The organism is Reichenbachiella sp. (genome assembly GCF_039969095.1).
Classification (GTDB): domain Bacteria; phylum Bacteroidota; class Bacteroidia; order Cytophagales; family Cyclobacteriaceae; genus Reichenbachiella.
The window spans coordinates 980,497-995,680 of the sequence record NZ_JBDVOL010000010.1 but is presented as its reverse complement, the minus strand read 5'-3'; the positions used below and the strand labels follow the sequence as shown (position 1 = coordinate 995,680).

General features: G+C 36.3%; 13 protein-coding genes. 5 read left to right on the top strand and 8 right to left on the bottom strand.

The annotated features are described in order from the left end of the window. Position 1 precedes the first annotated feature (1 nt). From ABJH98_RS07550 to mnmA, 3 genes are read right to left on the bottom strand one after another with little or no spacing between them, the layout of a single operon-like run. Positions 2–1,648, bottom strand: coding sequence for a S8 family peptidase (locus ABJH98_RS07550; RefSeq protein ID WP_348307040.1), 1,647 nt, complete (start codon positions 1,646–1,648; stop codon positions 2–4). Continuing rightward, positions 1,635–2,318, bottom strand: coding sequence for a hypothetical protein (locus ABJH98_RS07545; RefSeq protein ID WP_348307039.1), 684 nt, complete (start codon positions 2,316–2,318; stop codon positions 1,635–1,637). The genes ABJH98_RS07550 and ABJH98_RS07545 overlap by 14 nt, the downstream gene beginning before the upstream one ends. Continuing rightward, positions 2,308–3,426 (bottom strand): tRNA 2-thiouridine(34) synthase MnmA, encoded by a 1,119-nt coding sequence (gene mnmA / locus ABJH98_RS07540; RefSeq protein ID WP_348307038.1) that lies wholly within the window; start codon positions 3,424–3,426, stop codon positions 2,308–2,310. The genes ABJH98_RS07545 and mnmA overlap by 11 nt, the downstream gene beginning before the upstream one ends. Positions 3,427–3,802: 376 nt before the next feature. Between mnmA and ABJH98_RS07535 the strand changes: the two genes are divergently transcribed. Further along, the gene (locus ABJH98_RS07535) at positions 3,803–4,594 is read left to right on the top strand and encodes a ParA family protein (protein ID WP_348307037.1); all 792 of its coding nucleotides are present in this window, start codon (positions 3,803–3,805) and stop codon (positions 4,592–4,594) included. 8 nt (positions 4,595–4,602) lie between these two features. On the opposite strand, the gene ABJH98_RS07530 is transcribed toward ABJH98_RS07535, so the two are convergent. The 3 genes from ABJH98_RS07530 to ABJH98_RS07520 form a co-directional block, all read right to left on the bottom strand. After that, on the bottom strand, positions 4,603–6,156 hold the full coding sequence (locus ABJH98_RS07530; RefSeq protein WP_348307036.1) for an SDR family oxidoreductase: 1,554 nt from the start codon (positions 6,154–6,156) through the stop codon (positions 4,603–4,605). A 90-nt stretch (positions 6,157–6,246) separates the two neighbouring features. Beyond that, on the bottom strand, positions 6,247–6,492 hold the full coding sequence (locus ABJH98_RS07525; RefSeq protein WP_348307035.1) for a hypothetical protein: 246 nt from the start codon (positions 6,490–6,492) through the stop codon (positions 6,247–6,249). Position 6,493: 1 nt separating this feature from the next. Next, complete coding sequence (locus tag ABJH98_RS07520; protein WP_348307034.1) at positions 6,494–6,814, bottom strand: thioredoxin family protein; 321 nt, start codon at positions 6,812–6,814, stop codon at positions 6,494–6,496. Between the two features lie 96 nt (positions 6,815–6,910). Between ABJH98_RS07520 and ABJH98_RS07515 the strand changes: the two genes are divergently transcribed. Beyond that, positions 6,911–7,522 (top strand): hypothetical protein, encoded by a 612-nt coding sequence (locus tag ABJH98_RS07515; protein WP_348307033.1) that lies wholly within the window; start codon positions 6,911–6,913, stop codon positions 7,520–7,522. On the opposite strand, the gene ABJH98_RS07510 is transcribed toward ABJH98_RS07515, so the two are convergent. Further along, positions 7,519–9,210, bottom strand: a complete 1,692-nt coding sequence (locus ABJH98_RS07510) for a PAS domain-containing sensor histidine kinase (protein WP_348307032.1) — start codon at positions 9,208–9,210, stop codon at positions 7,519–7,521. The genes ABJH98_RS07515 and ABJH98_RS07510 overlap by 4 nt on opposite strands. A gap of 181 nt (positions 9,211–9,391) precedes the next feature. Continuing rightward, the gene (locus ABJH98_RS07505) at positions 9,392–11,821 is read right to left on the bottom strand and encodes an FtsX-like permease family protein (RefSeq protein ID WP_348307031.1); all 2,430 of its coding nucleotides are present in this window, start codon (positions 11,819–11,821) and stop codon (positions 9,392–9,394) included. Between the two features lie 169 nt (positions 11,822–11,990). Here ABJH98_RS07505 and ABJH98_RS07500 point away from each other — a divergent pair, with 169 nt between their 5' ends. From ABJH98_RS07500 to ABJH98_RS07490, 3 genes are read left to right on the top strand one after another with little or no spacing between them, the layout of a single operon-like run. Beyond that, positions 11,991–13,379: a sigma-54 dependent transcriptional regulator gene (locus tag ABJH98_RS07500; RefSeq protein WP_348307030.1), complete on the top strand. Its 1,389-nt coding sequence runs from the start codon at positions 11,991–11,993 to the stop codon at positions 13,377–13,379. Continuing rightward, positions 13,366–14,679, top strand: a complete 1,314-nt coding sequence (locus tag ABJH98_RS07495) for an ATP-binding protein (RefSeq protein WP_348307029.1) — start codon at positions 13,366–13,368, stop codon at positions 14,677–14,679. Before ABJH98_RS07500 ends, ABJH98_RS07495 begins: the two co-directional genes overlap by 14 nt. Beyond that, the gene (locus ABJH98_RS07490; protein WP_348307028.1) at positions 14,669–15,181 is read left to right on the top strand and encodes a hypothetical protein; all 513 of its coding nucleotides are present in this window, start codon (positions 14,669–14,671) and stop codon (positions 15,179–15,181) included. The genes ABJH98_RS07495 and ABJH98_RS07490 overlap by 11 nt, the downstream gene beginning before the upstream one ends. Positions 15,182–15,184 lie beyond the last annotated feature (3 nt).

Here is a 15,184-nt window from a genome sequence, read left to right as displayed (position 1 = left end):
ATCAGTAGCGCAATATTTTAACATTTTTGGAATAGTCTTCACATTCAATATGAAGAAAGTATACGCCTTGTCTATTTTCGTTAAAATTCAACTCAGTAATCATTCCTTTTTTTGCTCGCTTTATTATTTTTTCACTAATGAGCATTCCGCTTTGCGAATACAAGCTCATTTTTACTGGCATAGGCAGCGTGTTTTTTTCTATCAGCAAATTAATATGATCTCCAGTTACTGGATTAGGATAAATCTTGATTCCATCATTTCCAACTTGAGATACGGCTAAAGGTTCATTACCAACAGACACGTTATAATCTGGAAGTCCATACCCAACTTGGTTGTTTGGAGAGGAGGCATTATTTGAGGAAGACAAAATCAAATCCCTTAATTCCAGGTTAGTCAAAGATGGAAACTTCTGCCACAGGCCGGCAGCAAATCCAGCAATTAGTGGAGCAGCAAAACTTGTCCCATTTTTTAGACTCAGCTCATTACCTTCACTTAATACAGTTACTTGATAACCTAGAGCAACTACTTCAGGTTTAATCCGATCATCGGCAGTAGGTCCAGTTGAACTAAATCCTACATAATCATAACTATGATCCAGTGCTCCTACTGCAATCACATTTTCTGCATCAGCAGGCATGGATATATAGGGCCAATCTTCATTATTTCCAGAATTCCCAGCACTAGTAACTACAAGTATTCCTCGATCAGTTGCAAAGTTGGCTGCCAGTGTAACCACCGATGTATTTCCATCCAAATCTTCAACGCTATAGTCCATGGTTTCATCATCAAAATCGCTATATCCTAATGAGGATGTAATAATATCTACACCTGCGCTATCAGCTCTTTCGGCAGCAAAAAGCCAGTTGTATTCTTCTATTCGGTATTCCGAAAAAACATCTTCGGTCACATACAAACTGATATCGGCATCGTAACCAGTTCCGACAAAGGTTGATTCTAAATTAGCTCCCAAACAGCTCCACGTGGCAGTTCCATGGTCATCATACTGAAATACATTTTTCCCACCAGTAGTAAAATCCATGACATCTTTCAACTTATCATTCTCAAAAGTATGTGTGAATACTGAAGACAAATTCGCATCTAAAAAACCATCGTCGAAAACGGCAACCCAAACACCTTCGCCAGTAATATCTTCCTGATGCATGGTGTGCGAAAATAGCATAGTTGTTTGCTTATTGGAATTTAAATTATTAGGGTTATTAGGCGTAATATCTTCCCAATGGATATTTTCTTCCTCTGCTGCTGCATTTAATTTTTGGCCGGGCGCTGCATAAACTACCTTCGAAACAAAGTCTTCTGCCTCAATCTGCTCTACTTGCGTCGGCGTTGCTTCTACCAGTACGGCATTCATCCACCTCGAAGTAAAATAAGTATTAACTCCTAAACTTTCTATAGCTGTGATATAGGAAGCATTGACAGGAAAATCATCACTTGTAATCGTGATGTTTTGAATGGATCTTCTATCAATGGCTTTTTGAGACAAAAATTCTGTGGGATTATCAATCGAATACGGAGAATCTGTTTTATCAGTTAAGTAAACGATGTATCTATTGATTTCGGACTGTGCAAAAAGGATTTGACTTGAAAATATCAATATCAGACCCAATACAATTCCTTTACTCTTTCCCATATTCTTTTAATGTCATTTTGATTGCCCTACCCGATTGAATTTCTTTTTCAGTTTCACACTCAGTCTGGCAATATTGCAATAGTGTACTCTCTTTAATAATTAGCCCAACATCTGGTGCAAAAATTTCTGATTTATCCTCAAAACCAAGAAAATCCTCTCCTCTATCATTTTGCACCACCTTCACTAGATTTTGATAGGGTACTTCTAATAAAACTGTATCTGGCAATTCTGTATCATACCAATAAATCTCACTTTCCAAGGTGTTGAGTCCATTACCATCCCATTCTAACTGATGGCTGATTGGGAAACTCAATTTTACAAATGGTACATTGTTTTCTGTGAGTACGGCGATGTTTGTTGATTTTTGAGCAGTCCAGATCGAATCCAAATTCCAGATCTCTGAATCATCTACACGCGTAGAGCGATGAATAATGTATTGCAGATTGTTACTTGAATTGTAATTTGAATCTACTACAGACTCTTTTAGTTCATAAATATCAGTGATAGCTTCAAGTACCGTATAGTTAGTTTCTACCACATCATAAATGCGGTAATCTCCTACTTCTAATGGAAAATAATTCAGACCTATTCGATCAGTATCAGAAGCTATTTCTGACTCCGAACAAGACACCAAAAACCACCCAATAAAAAATAAAAGATTATATCGCACGCTGTTTTGACTGATTAAAACTATTGCTGATCCAGCCACCGCCAATGACATCATTGCCCTCATAAAAAACGGCAGCCTGACCTGGAGCTATGGCAGAGACTCCATTGCCAAAAAATACTTTCATAGTGTCACCTACCTGCTCTATAACGGCCGGATTACCCGAGTCATTGTAACGCACTTTAGTCACTGTATCCAATCGCTCGGATAAACTACTGTATTTACCCAGAATCAATTGGTTGACATACATTCCGTCTCTTGATAATTCGTCAAATGTTCCGAGAACAACCTGATTTTTTTCCTTAATAATTTCCACTACATAAGCTGGAAAACCGAGTGCAATACCTAAACCTTTCCGTTGCCCTACAGTGTAGAACGGATACCCTTCATGTGTTCCTACTACCGTACCATCTTCAAGCACAAACTCACCTCCCGCTACTTTCTCTTCTAATCCGTCTACTCTCCTTTTCAAAAATCCTCTATAGTCATTGTCTGGAACAAAACAGATTTCGTATGACTCTGATTTATTTAATAAATCTGTGAACCCTCGTTCACGTGCCATGTCTCGTATTTCTGATTTTTTTAGATGGCCAAGTGGCAACAATGTCCTGCTTAAACTTTGCTGTGATACCCCCCAAAGGGCATAGGATTGGTCTTTCATTTCATCAGCGCCTTTACTGATTACATATCTACCATTTTCTTCTCTCACATTGGCATAATGACCAGTAGCGATAAAATCACACCCCAATTTATCTGCTCTTCTCAGCAATGCGTCCCACTTGATATGCGTGTTGCAAAGCACACAAGGATTGGGTGTCCGACCTGCCAAATACTCATCGGTAAAGTGATTGATGACATAATCACCAAACTCTTCTCTGATATCTAATATATAATGGGGAAATCCTAGATTGACAGCAATATTTCTTGCGTCGTTAATGGAGTCCAAACTGCAACAGCCCGTTTCCTTTTTACTACTTCCTGAGGAGTTGTAATCCCAGGTTTTCATTGTCATTCCGATCACTTCATATCCTTCTTCATGAAGCATCACTGCAGCCACTGAGCTATCTATCCCGCCGCTCATGGCTACAAGCACTCGTCCTTTTGTACTCATTCTTATGTTTTATTGCCAGGTTCACAGCCTGGTGTTGACACTATTTATAATCTGCAAAATTACGACAAATAGTTTGATTTTAAATAACTCAATAAATGTTTCATTGTTTGTGAAGAATTGAAAATTAAGTGATTAACAATGTGCAAAGCAATTTTAAAGAGTGAAATGTATTTATGATAAGCCAATTTTTTTAACTATATTTTTCGAATCAATCAGCTACTATCTATTTGTATTTTAAAATAAACCTTGAAATTGTATTTGGTTATTGTAGAATGATCAATTGATTTTTATCAATACTCAAGTTTCAAGGTATTTTATAAACAAAGCTTTTCTCTGGCTCGATTGATATGGATTGCCACATCTATAAGATGATAAAATGTCGAGAACAATTGCTATCTATAATTTTAAAGGCGGAGTAGGCAAGACTACAACTACACTTAATTTGGCATTGAGTTGGTCAAGATCATTCAAAGTATTGGTCATTGATTGCGATCCTCAAGCCAACCTCACGCATACGTTAACCGGACATTTAGACCATGAGTTTAACTTGTATTCAGTTGTAAAGGACATCATACACAATCGACAGGACAGGATCAATCCAATAGCACTTTCAAGTTATCTTCATATTATCCCAGGTTTTCAGAAAATGACAAACCTTGAAGAAAATTCCGAGTTTATATCTTTTGGAAACAATATATTTCACAAGCTACTTTCTCCATTAAAAAACAAATATGATTTTATCCTTTTGGATTGTCCTACACATTTTGGAACCGTGGTGAAATCATCGATTGCCAATGTGAATAGCATATTAATTCCTGCTATTGCAGATTCATATTCCGCGCTAGGATTTAACAATTTGCTTGGTTATTTAAATGAAGTTAAAAGAAGTGCACCTCTTAATATCCTTGGGATCTTTTTCAATCTGTATCGGAAAAACACAAAACATCACAGAATGATAAAAGAAAATGCTGAAACTGAATTAGGTCAACTTATTCTGAATCAAACAGTGAGACAAGGCATCAAAGTAAGTGAAGCCAATTGGAGCCATAGATCTTTATATAGTTTTGAAGAAAAAAATGAAGTGGCCGATGATTTTATGAAACTCAGCGAAGAAGTAATAGGCAAACTAGACTCCATTCATTTAGATAAGGTTATGGCTAAGAATTAAATTCAATCTTACCACGAAGTAGGTTTGTAATCTTTCAAGAATTTTCCATTCCAATGTTTTCCAGTATTGATCCCGTCGAAAAGCGGATCCAATACTCTAGCAGCTCCATCGACAATATCAAGTGGTGGTTGAAAATCGTGCAATTCTTCTTTGCGTTTCGCCAATTCAATTGGGTCTTCATCCGTAACCCAACCAGTATCAACCGCATTGGTGTATATGCCATGCTTTGGCAGTTCAGCTGCGGATGTTAATGTCATCATGTTAAGGGCAGCTTTGGCCATATTGGTATGCGGATGACGTGCTTCTTTGTGAAATTGATGAAACTTGCCTTCCATGGCGGAGACATTGATGATGTGCTTATTTCCAGTATTTTCTTTTTTCATCAGATTAACCAAACGATTGTTCAAAACAAATGGTGCTACGGAATTGACCAATTGAACTTCAAGCATTTCTATAGTGTTCACCTCCCCCAATTTCAATCGCCAACTGTTAGTTTTTCTCAAGTCGACTTGCTGTAAATCAGCATCCAGTTTGCCTTCTGGAAAAACCTCTTCAGCAGTTAGGGATTCATCTATACTGTAGGGGATTTGTGAAAGTTGAGCAGAAGAACTCAATCCTATGCCCAACTGTTTGCCATGCCAAGAAACTGGTAGATTTTTGTTTTCTCCATCTGCAAATCCTTTGCTTAGCATTTTCAATTCTTGAATGCAACGTTCGTGATCAGCAAGAACTTCCTGAGCAAATGGAGGTAAATCCGCAGTAGAACGTTCCTCATTTGGCATGAGATGCTGGTAGAACCCTGAAGGCCGGCGGACCGTTTGTGCGGCATTATTGATCAATACATCCAACCTATCATAGTGTTGCTCGATGAAATTACAGAAGATTTCAACACTTGGAATATGCCTCAAATCCAATCCGTGAATTTTCAATCTATGCCCCCATTTTTCGAAATCTTTTTCTTTTGCAAAACGAAGGGCCGAGTCTTTTGGGAATCTGGTAGTAGCAATTATTGTGGCTCCGGCCCTCAGCATCATCAATGTGATGTGATAGCCTATTTTGAGTCGAGAGCCAGTCACTATTGCTACTTGATCGGTCATGTCGGCCGTTTGAAATCTTTTGGAGTAATTGAAATCACCACAAGCTTTGCACATGGTATCATAGAAGTGATGCAGTCTGTTGAACTCGTTCTTACATACATAACAAGTCCTGGGTGACTCCAGTGGAATTTCTTTTTCTGATTCATCACCTGTCAAAGCAATCATAGTAGGAGCTACAAAAACAGAAGCATCTCTAGCACTTCTAATTCCAGTGCTATTTCTAGCTACTTTGTCTTTGAGTTGGGTCCTTTTCTTTTCGAGTTTTCGTGCCCCCTTTTTACGTTTAAGCAGTTCTTCTTTATCAGGTCTGGATAATTTACCTGCTGCAATTAAAAGTGCGAGTCGTTGATCTTTGGGTATGTCAAATATCCGATTGGTATCCTCATTCAATGAATCCAAAATAGCAATGCATTGACTAATTTGATCTTCGCTAAATTTTTCTGGTTCATCTGACTTATTGCGCATAAAACTATTTTGAATCGCAAAAATACACCAATAAAAAAAGGATTTACCTAGCAGCAAACCCTTTACTTTAACTTTACAATACCTTTAAGATCAACTAGAAATAGAACTCCTCACCTTTTCGGTATAGGCTCTCAGCGCTTTCGGAAAAGGAATGTCATCTTTTTCCATTTTTTCTATTATCCAGCCGGCCGCAATCAGATGCGTTAGCACTTCTCCATCATCTTTCCCTTCGACTTCGATCGGAAGTTCTTTCTCCTCCATCAAGCAATATTCAGCATTTTCCAATTCTTCTGCAGAATGATTTTCAACCAATTTTTTAATTACAGGTATTTGCATTTTAATTCAATTTATTCAGTAACTCAACTACAGCTTCTTCTTTACTACTTGCAATTGATTCAAGTAATTCGCCATCTTTAAAAATAGCAAAAAATGGTAGATTAGTTACACCTGCAGCTTTGCGGGCTTCTTGGTTTTCTTCTGCATTTACATCCAAAAATGTAATTCCTGCAAATCTCTCATCCTTTGCCAATCTTTTGTACTTAGGATTAAACAATCTACAAGACCCACACCAGTCTGCATAATACTTTACGATTACTTTATCAGCGGTAGAAATCTCTTGTTGAAAATTACTATCTATAGTTTCTTTTACTTCCATCATTTTATCATTGATTATTAATGCAATTCTACGGAAGTTTGCGCACGAAGATATTTTTCTTGCATAAAATAATTTGATCAAACCATTGTCACTATTGATATGAAATTGAAAACGTTTGTAAAAGTAGGAAGTATTACAAATTTAAGTGACGCCAGGTTTTGTGCAGGCTTTGGTGTTGACCTCTTGGGCTTTGATCTCAATCCTAATTCAGAAAATTACATACCTATAGATCAAGCCAATGAGATTATGGGTTGGGTGGCTGGTCCTATGTTTGTAGCTGAGTTTGGAGATATGAATGCTGCTGAAATCCTAAATCTTCAAGGAGAAAACAATTTCCCATTGGTTCAAGTCGATCAAATCGAAGTAGCCAATGAACTAAAATCTAACAATCAATCTATAATACTCCAAGTCAAAATTGAATCTGAGCATGATCTAAAGAAGTTATCAGAGGCAATTGCGAGTGAATTTGCCTACGTTATAGTTTCGTGTGAAAGACCACAATTGATTCCATCTATTGAAGATATTTTGGCAACAGGAAGCGAATCTCCTTTAATTAAGGCTTATGATGTCGAACTTTCCCAGTTGGATCATATCGTCCAGGTTCAACCATTTTCAGGTATAGAATTGAAAGGATCCCAAGAAGAAAAACCTGGGTTCAAAGAATATGACGAGTTGGCAGATATATTAGAGGCACTCGAAGTGGAAGATTAGGCAGCGGGTAAACTTACGACTATCTCAGTTCCTTGATCTGGCTCACTTTTTATTTCCATACCTCCATTATTCAATTGTAATATATCTAGGCAGAAATTCAGACCCAATCCTGTTCCTTTTTCGCCATTGGTGCCTAGTCTGGTAGAATTCTTATTTTTATTAATTCCTTCAAGTACTGAAGCAATCGTATCCTGGCACATACCAATTCCTGAGTCTTTAACACTTAGAAAAACGTTTCCATTTTCCGCACTTCCGGAAAGTGTGATTTGTCCTGCTGATGGTGTGAATTTAATCGCATTGCTGACCAAATTTCTAATCACAATAGCCAAATGATCTGGATCTACAAATACATTAATGTTATTTGGAATCTCATTGTCTAATGCAATAGATTTTTCTTTGAAAGATTCTCGATACAGTTCTAAAACACTGCTTGCAACAAAATTCAAATTAACATCATTTGGATTAGCAGCAAATGCCCCCAACTGTGATTTGACCCAAGTCAGCACGTTATCCAAAGTAAAGCTGATAGAGTCCACTTGTTGTTTTACCGTGCCCATCAATGCCTTGAATTTCTTTGGCTCTATATCATCTGCGTAAACCAAAAGTCCTCCCAAAGAGACTAATGGCGATCGAAGATCATGTGATAGGATGCTCAACACTTTATCTTTCGAAGCATTGGCATTCATCAATTCTCTTTCTGTTTCTTTCATTTTGCTGATATCCGCGACATAAGCTAAGACTCTGGATACTTGACCATTTCTATTTCTTACCGGAATATATTTTCCATAGGCATGAATAAATTCACCATTCTGAAAAGTAACAGGACTATCAATATCAGATTCATGACCTTCTAGGCTTCTATTGAATAATGGAGTAACCATGTCTGCAACCTGATCACCAAGAATTTCTGAATAGTGTTTCCCTTCTATCGCTTCTATTTTTTTCACCAAAACATCCTCGAATCGATTATTGACAATAATAAAATGCCCTGACTTATCTATGAGTGCAATGAAAATGGGGAGGTTGTCAATTGTAGTTCTTAGTAGATGTTTATTATACAGCAGGTTATCCCTTTCATACTGAACCAAAGAATTTTGCTGTTCTATTCTTTGACTAAACAATCGAATTCTTTGCTCACTTCTCTGTAGATCAAGTTTGAAAACATTAGTGAAAAAATAGACACAAATAAAGGCAACAAATAAGTTCGTAAGAGCAAGAAAATCATCTGCAATCAGTACACCATTGCTATGCTGAGTGATTCGTATGTACTTCATCAACATTGTTGAAAAGGCAGCTGTTATGAATAAAACAAGTTTTGCCTTATGGTCAAAAAGCGCTATTATGATGGCTGAAAAGCCAATGAAGAAGAATTCATTGTCACGACTTTGGTTGTTGAATAAGGTGATGTAGCCGACGCCATTGGCAAACAGCCAAGTGGCAATGACCAAATAATACTTCGCAAAAGTGGTGTATTTTCTCGCATTGAGCTGATGCACAGGAATGGTGAGTAAAACTAATCCTGATAATATTGTAAACGTATGAAAGTAAGAACCAACAACGAAATTTATTATTCCAAAGAGAACAATAATAATCCCCCCAATTGAATTAAATATATTGACTAGTCGAGTTCTTCGACGTTCAATAATTTCGGGATGTCCATAGACTCCTGCATTGATGAGGAGTCTCATTAATTTTCTCAATACTACCATTCAATTCAAATACTGCTGCGTATAAATTTTTAGGTTGAATCGGCTGATTGCAATAAGTTACTGAATTAATTTCAAAATATACTTTAGCAATAAAGTTGATAGTACAAAAAAGAGTCGAAGTGGATACCACTTCGACTCTTTTACAGCAATTCACAACTACTTATTCATCTTTTAATGAAAGGACAGGATTAGCACGGGCTGCTATAATGGCTTTGTATCCAGCTGTGAAAAAAGCAATGCCAAAACTAATAATAAGGGCAATCACAAAAATGACATAGGACAATTCGATCTTATAGACAAAATTATCCAACCAGTCGTTCATGATTATATAACTCACTGGCCCTGCAATTAGAAAAGAAATAAAAACCAACAGTATCATCTCTTTAGAAAAGATCTGAAGTACGTTGAACGTACTTGCACCTAATACCTTTCTTACCCCTATTTCTTTAGTTTTCTTATTGGCGATATAGGAAATCAATCCATAGAGACCAAGACACCCAATGAATATTGCAATGACAGAAAACAACTTAAACATACTTCCCATGTTTTTCTCTTGTTCATAATTGTCGGCCAACTGTTCATCGTAAAATTCAAAGTCATAAATGTCTTCAGGAAATACCTCTTCCCATTCTTTTTGCACCATTTCCAATGCTGGATTGACCTCTTCTAAAGATTTCCCTTTAGAATTAATTTTGACTGCCATTTCGTAAAAAATGTTCGTATTGTACATGAAAGCACAGTACTCAAATTCATCGTGCAGAGATTGAGTATGAAAATCCTCAACCACTCCTACCACTTCCATGTTATCATACCAGCCACTTATTCGCTCTCCTAGCACATCTCCAGGTTGGTCAAAGCCCAAAGATTCAGCTAATCTTCTATTGATTAAAATTTTGCTTGTATCAGGTTTTTCTAGCCACTGACCAACTAATAATTCCAATCCGTACAAACTCAAATAATCATTGTCACTCATTTTAAAATTCACGCGAACATTTTCACCTTCAGCAATGCTGGGGTGAGAAATATGTGTATTAGAATTTGAATTACCCGTAGGCGCACTTAATGAAAAACTGACTTTTTGTATTTCTGGATGGCTTTTGAGATTTGATTTTAGTCGATTTAATTTCTGCTCATCATTATCTGGCAACGACACTAAAATAATATCATCTTTTACGAAACCTAAATCTTGATTCAAAAAATAATCCATTTGAGATTGAACCACTATTGTTCCTATAATTAACACCTGAGTAATCACAAACTGGACAATCACAAGCACTCTTCTAAATGATAGAAATCCACTGCCTTTTTTCTCATTAAATTTGGTTCTTAAAGCCACAATTGGATTGAGTCTTGACATAGACAATGCTGGATATATTCCTGCCAACAATCCAATGATAAAAATATTGGTGATTAGGAAAAGTAAGGTTTCTGACTCTTCAAAAAGGTTAATCCAAAGTTTATACCCAAGCACATCCTCCAAATAAATAAGTAGTATTTCAGCAAAAATCAACCCTACAAAAGCTGAAATCAAGGTGATTACAATAGTTTCAGAAAGAAATTGAATTGCTAATTGGCCCGTTTTACCACCCAAAGTTTTTCTGATGCCAATTTCTTTTGATCTTTTTATAGACTGTGCTGTAGTAAGATTAATGAAATTTATGGCAGCAGTTAGAATCAGAAAAACACCAATCACACCCAGAGCAGTTATAAACTCTATTGAAATCGTACGTCCTCTATAGTTTTGGTACCTTTCACTAAAATGCAAATCACTCATCGGTTGAGCTATATATTTCAAGTTCATCGATTCTACAGCTCCGTGATATTTGTCAGTAAATTCAACTAATGACACTTCAAAATTATCTTTATCAAAACCCTCTGGTCCTAAGACATAACAATTAGTTGCAGAACTGTTGCTATACCAATTTCCTTTTCTATAATATGGATTTAGATTTTCAAGTCGATCATAATTAATAAACATATTAAATGGAACATCAGTAGTTTCCTTGAAATCTTCTACTATTCCGGTGATGGTAAGATTAAACTCATTTTCTAACAGCAAATTCATACCCATTGCCTTCGATACCTCATTACCTGACAACCCGAAATATTTTTCAACCAATGATCTGGAAATCACCACGGTATTTAAGTTTGACAAACAAGTTTTAGGATCGCCATGAATAAAGGTGAAATCAAAAACATCAAACACAGCATTCTCAGTAAACACTAATCCCTCTTCCTCTTCGTACCTATCAAATTCACCGTCTGCTCTTTTAATGGCAATCTGAAGGCCAGGTTCATAATGTGTCCGAGCTACTATCAATTCCGGGTAGTCATTTTGAAGACCCACGCCTACAGGATGCGGAACTCCTTGATTATAGCTAGTACCACTACTAATTTTAGATTCACGAACGATACGATAAATATTGTCATAGTTCGTATGATGAGTGTCATAACTCAATTCGTAAGTGATAATTTTAAAAATCACTAATACGCACCCTATTCCAAGCCCAAGTCCAGATAGGTTGAGTAAGGTGAAGAGTTTTTCTCTTTTAATATTTCGATAGATAGTCTTGAGATAATTTTTTAACATTATTATTGATGTTTAGAGTTATAAATGGCTTTACAACCCTAGTGCCAAATTTTTTAACTCATTGATTTACAATATGGTAAGAGTATTTCATATTAATTTTCATTGCTTTACTGTTTGATTTCAAACAGTAAACCGTTTGATTTTGAACCAATAACTATAGTTTTGGTGAATGGAATCACTACCCACCCAACAAGATGGAAATATACTGATTGTAGATGATGATGCGGGCATTTTGACTTCTGCTCAACTCTTTCTCAAACAATACTTTAAAAAAGTATATGTAGAACTTAATCCAGAAAAAATTCAGAGTCAGTTTAATAAAAATGTGATAGACATCGTGCTATTGGATATGAATTTCCAAAAAGGAAAAAATGACGGTGAAGATGGCTTCAAATACTTACAAAAAATATTGGAAATCAAACCTGATATTCTCGTCATTTTCATGACGGCATATGGTGACATTGATATGGCTGTAAAAGCACTTAAGAAAGGCGCTATTGATTTTGTAACTAAGCCCTGGAAAAACGAAAAATTCCTAACCACATTAGAAACGGCTAATAAATTAGCATTGAGTAGAAGGCAGCTGGAAGAGCTTAAAAATACAAGACAATATCAATCTGATCAAGAAGCTAAAGAAACAGAGGGATTTATTGGGCTTGCCCCCTCTTTTTTAAAAGTCAAAGATGCCATGGATAAGATTTCTTCTACTGATGCTGGTGTTCTATTACTTGGGCAAAATGGAACAGGCAAAGGATTAGCGGCCAAATACATTCATCAGAATTCAGATCGAAACAATCGCCCAATGATCACCATTGACATGGGTGCATTGACCGAAAGCTTAATTGAATCAGAGCTTTTCGGACACGAAAAAGGCTCATTTACCGATGCCTCTCAACAAAAAAAAGGTCGTTTGGAGTTGGCTCATAAAGGCACACTTTTTTTAGACGAAATTGGGAACTTATCGCTAAAAGCTCAAGCAAAATTGCTATCCGTATTGCAAAACCAAAAATTCAGTCGCCTTGGATCGAATAAAGAAATAGACATTGACGTTAGATTAATTTGTGCAACCAATATGCCACTGTATGAGATGGTTGAGCAGGGCACATTTCGGCAAGATCTGTTATACCGAATCAATACTGTAGAATTAGTCATGCCTTCTTTGAACGACAGACTTACTGATATTCCACTTTTGTTAGAATACTACTTGGCACAATTTAAAGCCAGATACAACAAAAAAAAACTCAATATATCTACCAAGGAAGTAGCCAAATTGCAACGTTTCAACTGGCCTGGAAATATCAGAGAATTTCAACACGCTACGGAAAGAGCTGTTATACTCGCTGATCAAGATCATTTGAGCGCATCTGATTTTCAGAATGCCAATTCCTTTAGTAATAACTCACCTAAATCTGATTCCTTGAATTTGAAAGAGATGGAAATTGCGTTTATTGAAAAAGCTATGCAAATACATCAGGGCAATATTACTCATGCAGCAAAAGAGCTCGGCATTGATCGCCTGGCACTCCACAGAAGATTAGAAAAATATGGCTTACAATAAGTTCTCCATATATATCACCCTTAGAGTTCTGCTCATATTAGTCAATTTGATTGGGATGACCTATGTGTATAATCGTGGTGATTTAATGTATACTCTGATTTTTCTATGTATTACAGCCTTTATTCAAACAGTCGGTTTAGTTCGATTTGTGAATACGACTAACCAGGAGCTATCCAAGTTTATTTTGGCTTTGAGGGATACAGATTATACAACAAAGTTCCCGAAACCAGGAAACAAATCTTTTGAACAATTATACGAACGATTTCAAAACACACTAGAGTTTTATAAAACTAAGGAAACTAAGTATGAAGCTCAGTTACTATTCATTCAAGAGCTTATTGACAATATAGAAACTGGCCTATTGGCCATTGATGAGAACGGAAAGATAGTTTTAATCAATCAGGTAGCTCGTCATATGAGAACTGATTATCAATTTGAAAACAATCAAGGACTTATTGCAATTCTTAGTCAAGTACACGACTCTCAGATTGTAAGTGGACACCATAGTTCTGGACAAAAAGTTGAATTGTTAGTCAATAAAACTTCATTCAAGTTGCTAGATAAGCCTCAAACCATTTACACTTTCAAAGACATTTCTAGTCCACTAGAATCTAAGGAAATAGCTTCCTGGCAAAAATTGATTAGAATTCTGGCTCACGAAATCATTAATTCTTTAACTCCAATCACCTCTCTTTCTGAAACCACTCTCTTGATTCTTAAAAACACGAAACATACAGATTTAGAAGATATAGAACTGAGTCTCAAAACTATAAAGAGTCGATCAGAAGGTTTATTAACTTTTATGGAGGATTACAGAAAATTGGTCAAAATTCCAGAACCGAAACCAGAATGGGTCAAAATAGAAGATAAAATTAAAGCCATCTTGCAATTATTCAAAAAACAGTTAGCCGTAATAGAAGTTGTTGAAAACTACGAAAGCGAATTTCTTTATGCTGATGCAGTACTATTGGAGCAAGTTTTGGTAAATCTATTTACTAACAGTATTCAAGCACTAGAAAAAAGTAAGCAAAAAAACATATCCGTCTACTTTGGTAAAAGCAAGGAATGGTTAAAATTGAGTATTAAAGATAGTGGTAATGGCATGGATCAAGAGGTCTTATCGAAAGCACTGATACCTTTTTTCACAACGAAAAGAAGTGGTTCGGGCATTGGTTTAAGTCTTGTACAACAAATTCTCAATTTGCATGGTGGCAGAGTGGAAATTGATTCCACAGAAACGAAATTCACGCAAGTGTCCTTACTCTTCCCATGGGCAGATACTGAAAACAATGGATATTAAAAAACAATTAGCCAAAGCACATAGTAAAGGAAATGCTCAATTGATAGCGAATTACATAGGAAATGATCAGGATCAATTTGCGAAATTGATGAGTTTGTTTTTTGATAATGAATATAGAGTATCCCAAAGAGCGGCTCATGCCGCAAGTCACTGTGTAGATCAAAACCCATCATTGATTGAACCCTATATTGGGAAAATGATCCAAAACCTGGATAAGAACCCCGAAGTAGCAATCAAACGAAACACAGTAAGACTTCTTCAAGGAAAAAATATTCCAGAAGAGCATCGCGGATTATTAGTAGAAAAGTGCTTTGACTACCTAGTGTCCAATAAAGAAACAATAGCAGTACGAGCTTTTTCCATGACGATCTTGTCTAATATGGCGAAAATCTATCCTGAGCTAAAAAAAGAGCTATTTATAGTCATTCAAGATGTTATAGAAAATGGAAGTCCTGGTCTAATCAGCCGTGGAAAAAGAACACTAATTGAGTTGAAAAAATAAATT

What these genes read in the sequence shown, in the direction of transcription:
- ABJH98_RS07550 (WP_348307040.1), bottom strand. Translation starts at nt 1,648, where the DNA reads ATGGGAAAGAGTAAAGGAATTGTATTGGGTCTGATATTGATATTTTCA.
- mnmA (WP_348307038.1), bottom strand. Translation starts at nt 3,426, where the DNA reads ATGAGTACAAAAGGACGAGTGCTTGTAGCCATGAGCGGCGGGATAGAT.
- ABJH98_RS07535 (WP_348307037.1), top strand. Translation starts at nt 3,803, where the DNA reads ATGTCGAGAACAATTGCTATCTATAATTTTAAAGGCGGAGTAGGCAAG.
- ABJH98_RS07530 (WP_348307036.1), bottom strand. Translation starts at nt 6,156, where the DNA reads ATGCGCAATAAGTCAGATGAACCAGAAAAATTTAGCGAAGATCAAATT.
- ABJH98_RS07525 (WP_348307035.1), bottom strand. Translation starts at nt 6,492, where the DNA reads ATGCAAATACCTGTAATTAAAAAATTGGTTGAAAATCATTCTGCAGAA.
- ABJH98_RS07520 (WP_348307034.1), bottom strand. Translation starts at nt 6,814, where the DNA reads ATGATGGAAGTAAAAGAAACTATAGATAGTAATTTTCAACAAGAGATT.
- ABJH98_RS07515 (WP_348307033.1), top strand. Translation starts at nt 6,911, where the DNA reads ATGAAATTGAAAACGTTTGTAAAAGTAGGAAGTATTACAAATTTAAGT.
- ABJH98_RS07510 (WP_348307032.1), bottom strand. Translation starts at nt 9,210, where the DNA reads ATGAGACTCCTCATCAATGCAGGAGTCTATGGACATCCCGAAATTATT.
- ABJH98_RS07505 (WP_348307031.1), bottom strand. Translation starts at nt 11,821, where the DNA reads ATGTTAAAAAATTATCTCAAGACTATCTATCGAAATATTAAAAGAGAA.
- ABJH98_RS07500 (WP_348307030.1), top strand. Translation starts at nt 11,991, where the DNA reads ATGGAATCACTACCCACCCAACAAGATGGAAATATACTGATTGTAGAT.
- ABJH98_RS07495 (WP_348307029.1), top strand. Translation starts at nt 13,366, where the DNA reads ATGGCTTACAATAAGTTCTCCATATATATCACCCTTAGAGTTCTGCTC.
- ABJH98_RS07490 (WP_348307028.1), top strand. Translation starts at nt 14,669, where the DNA reads ATGGATATTAAAAAACAATTAGCCAAAGCACATAGTAAAGGAAATGCT.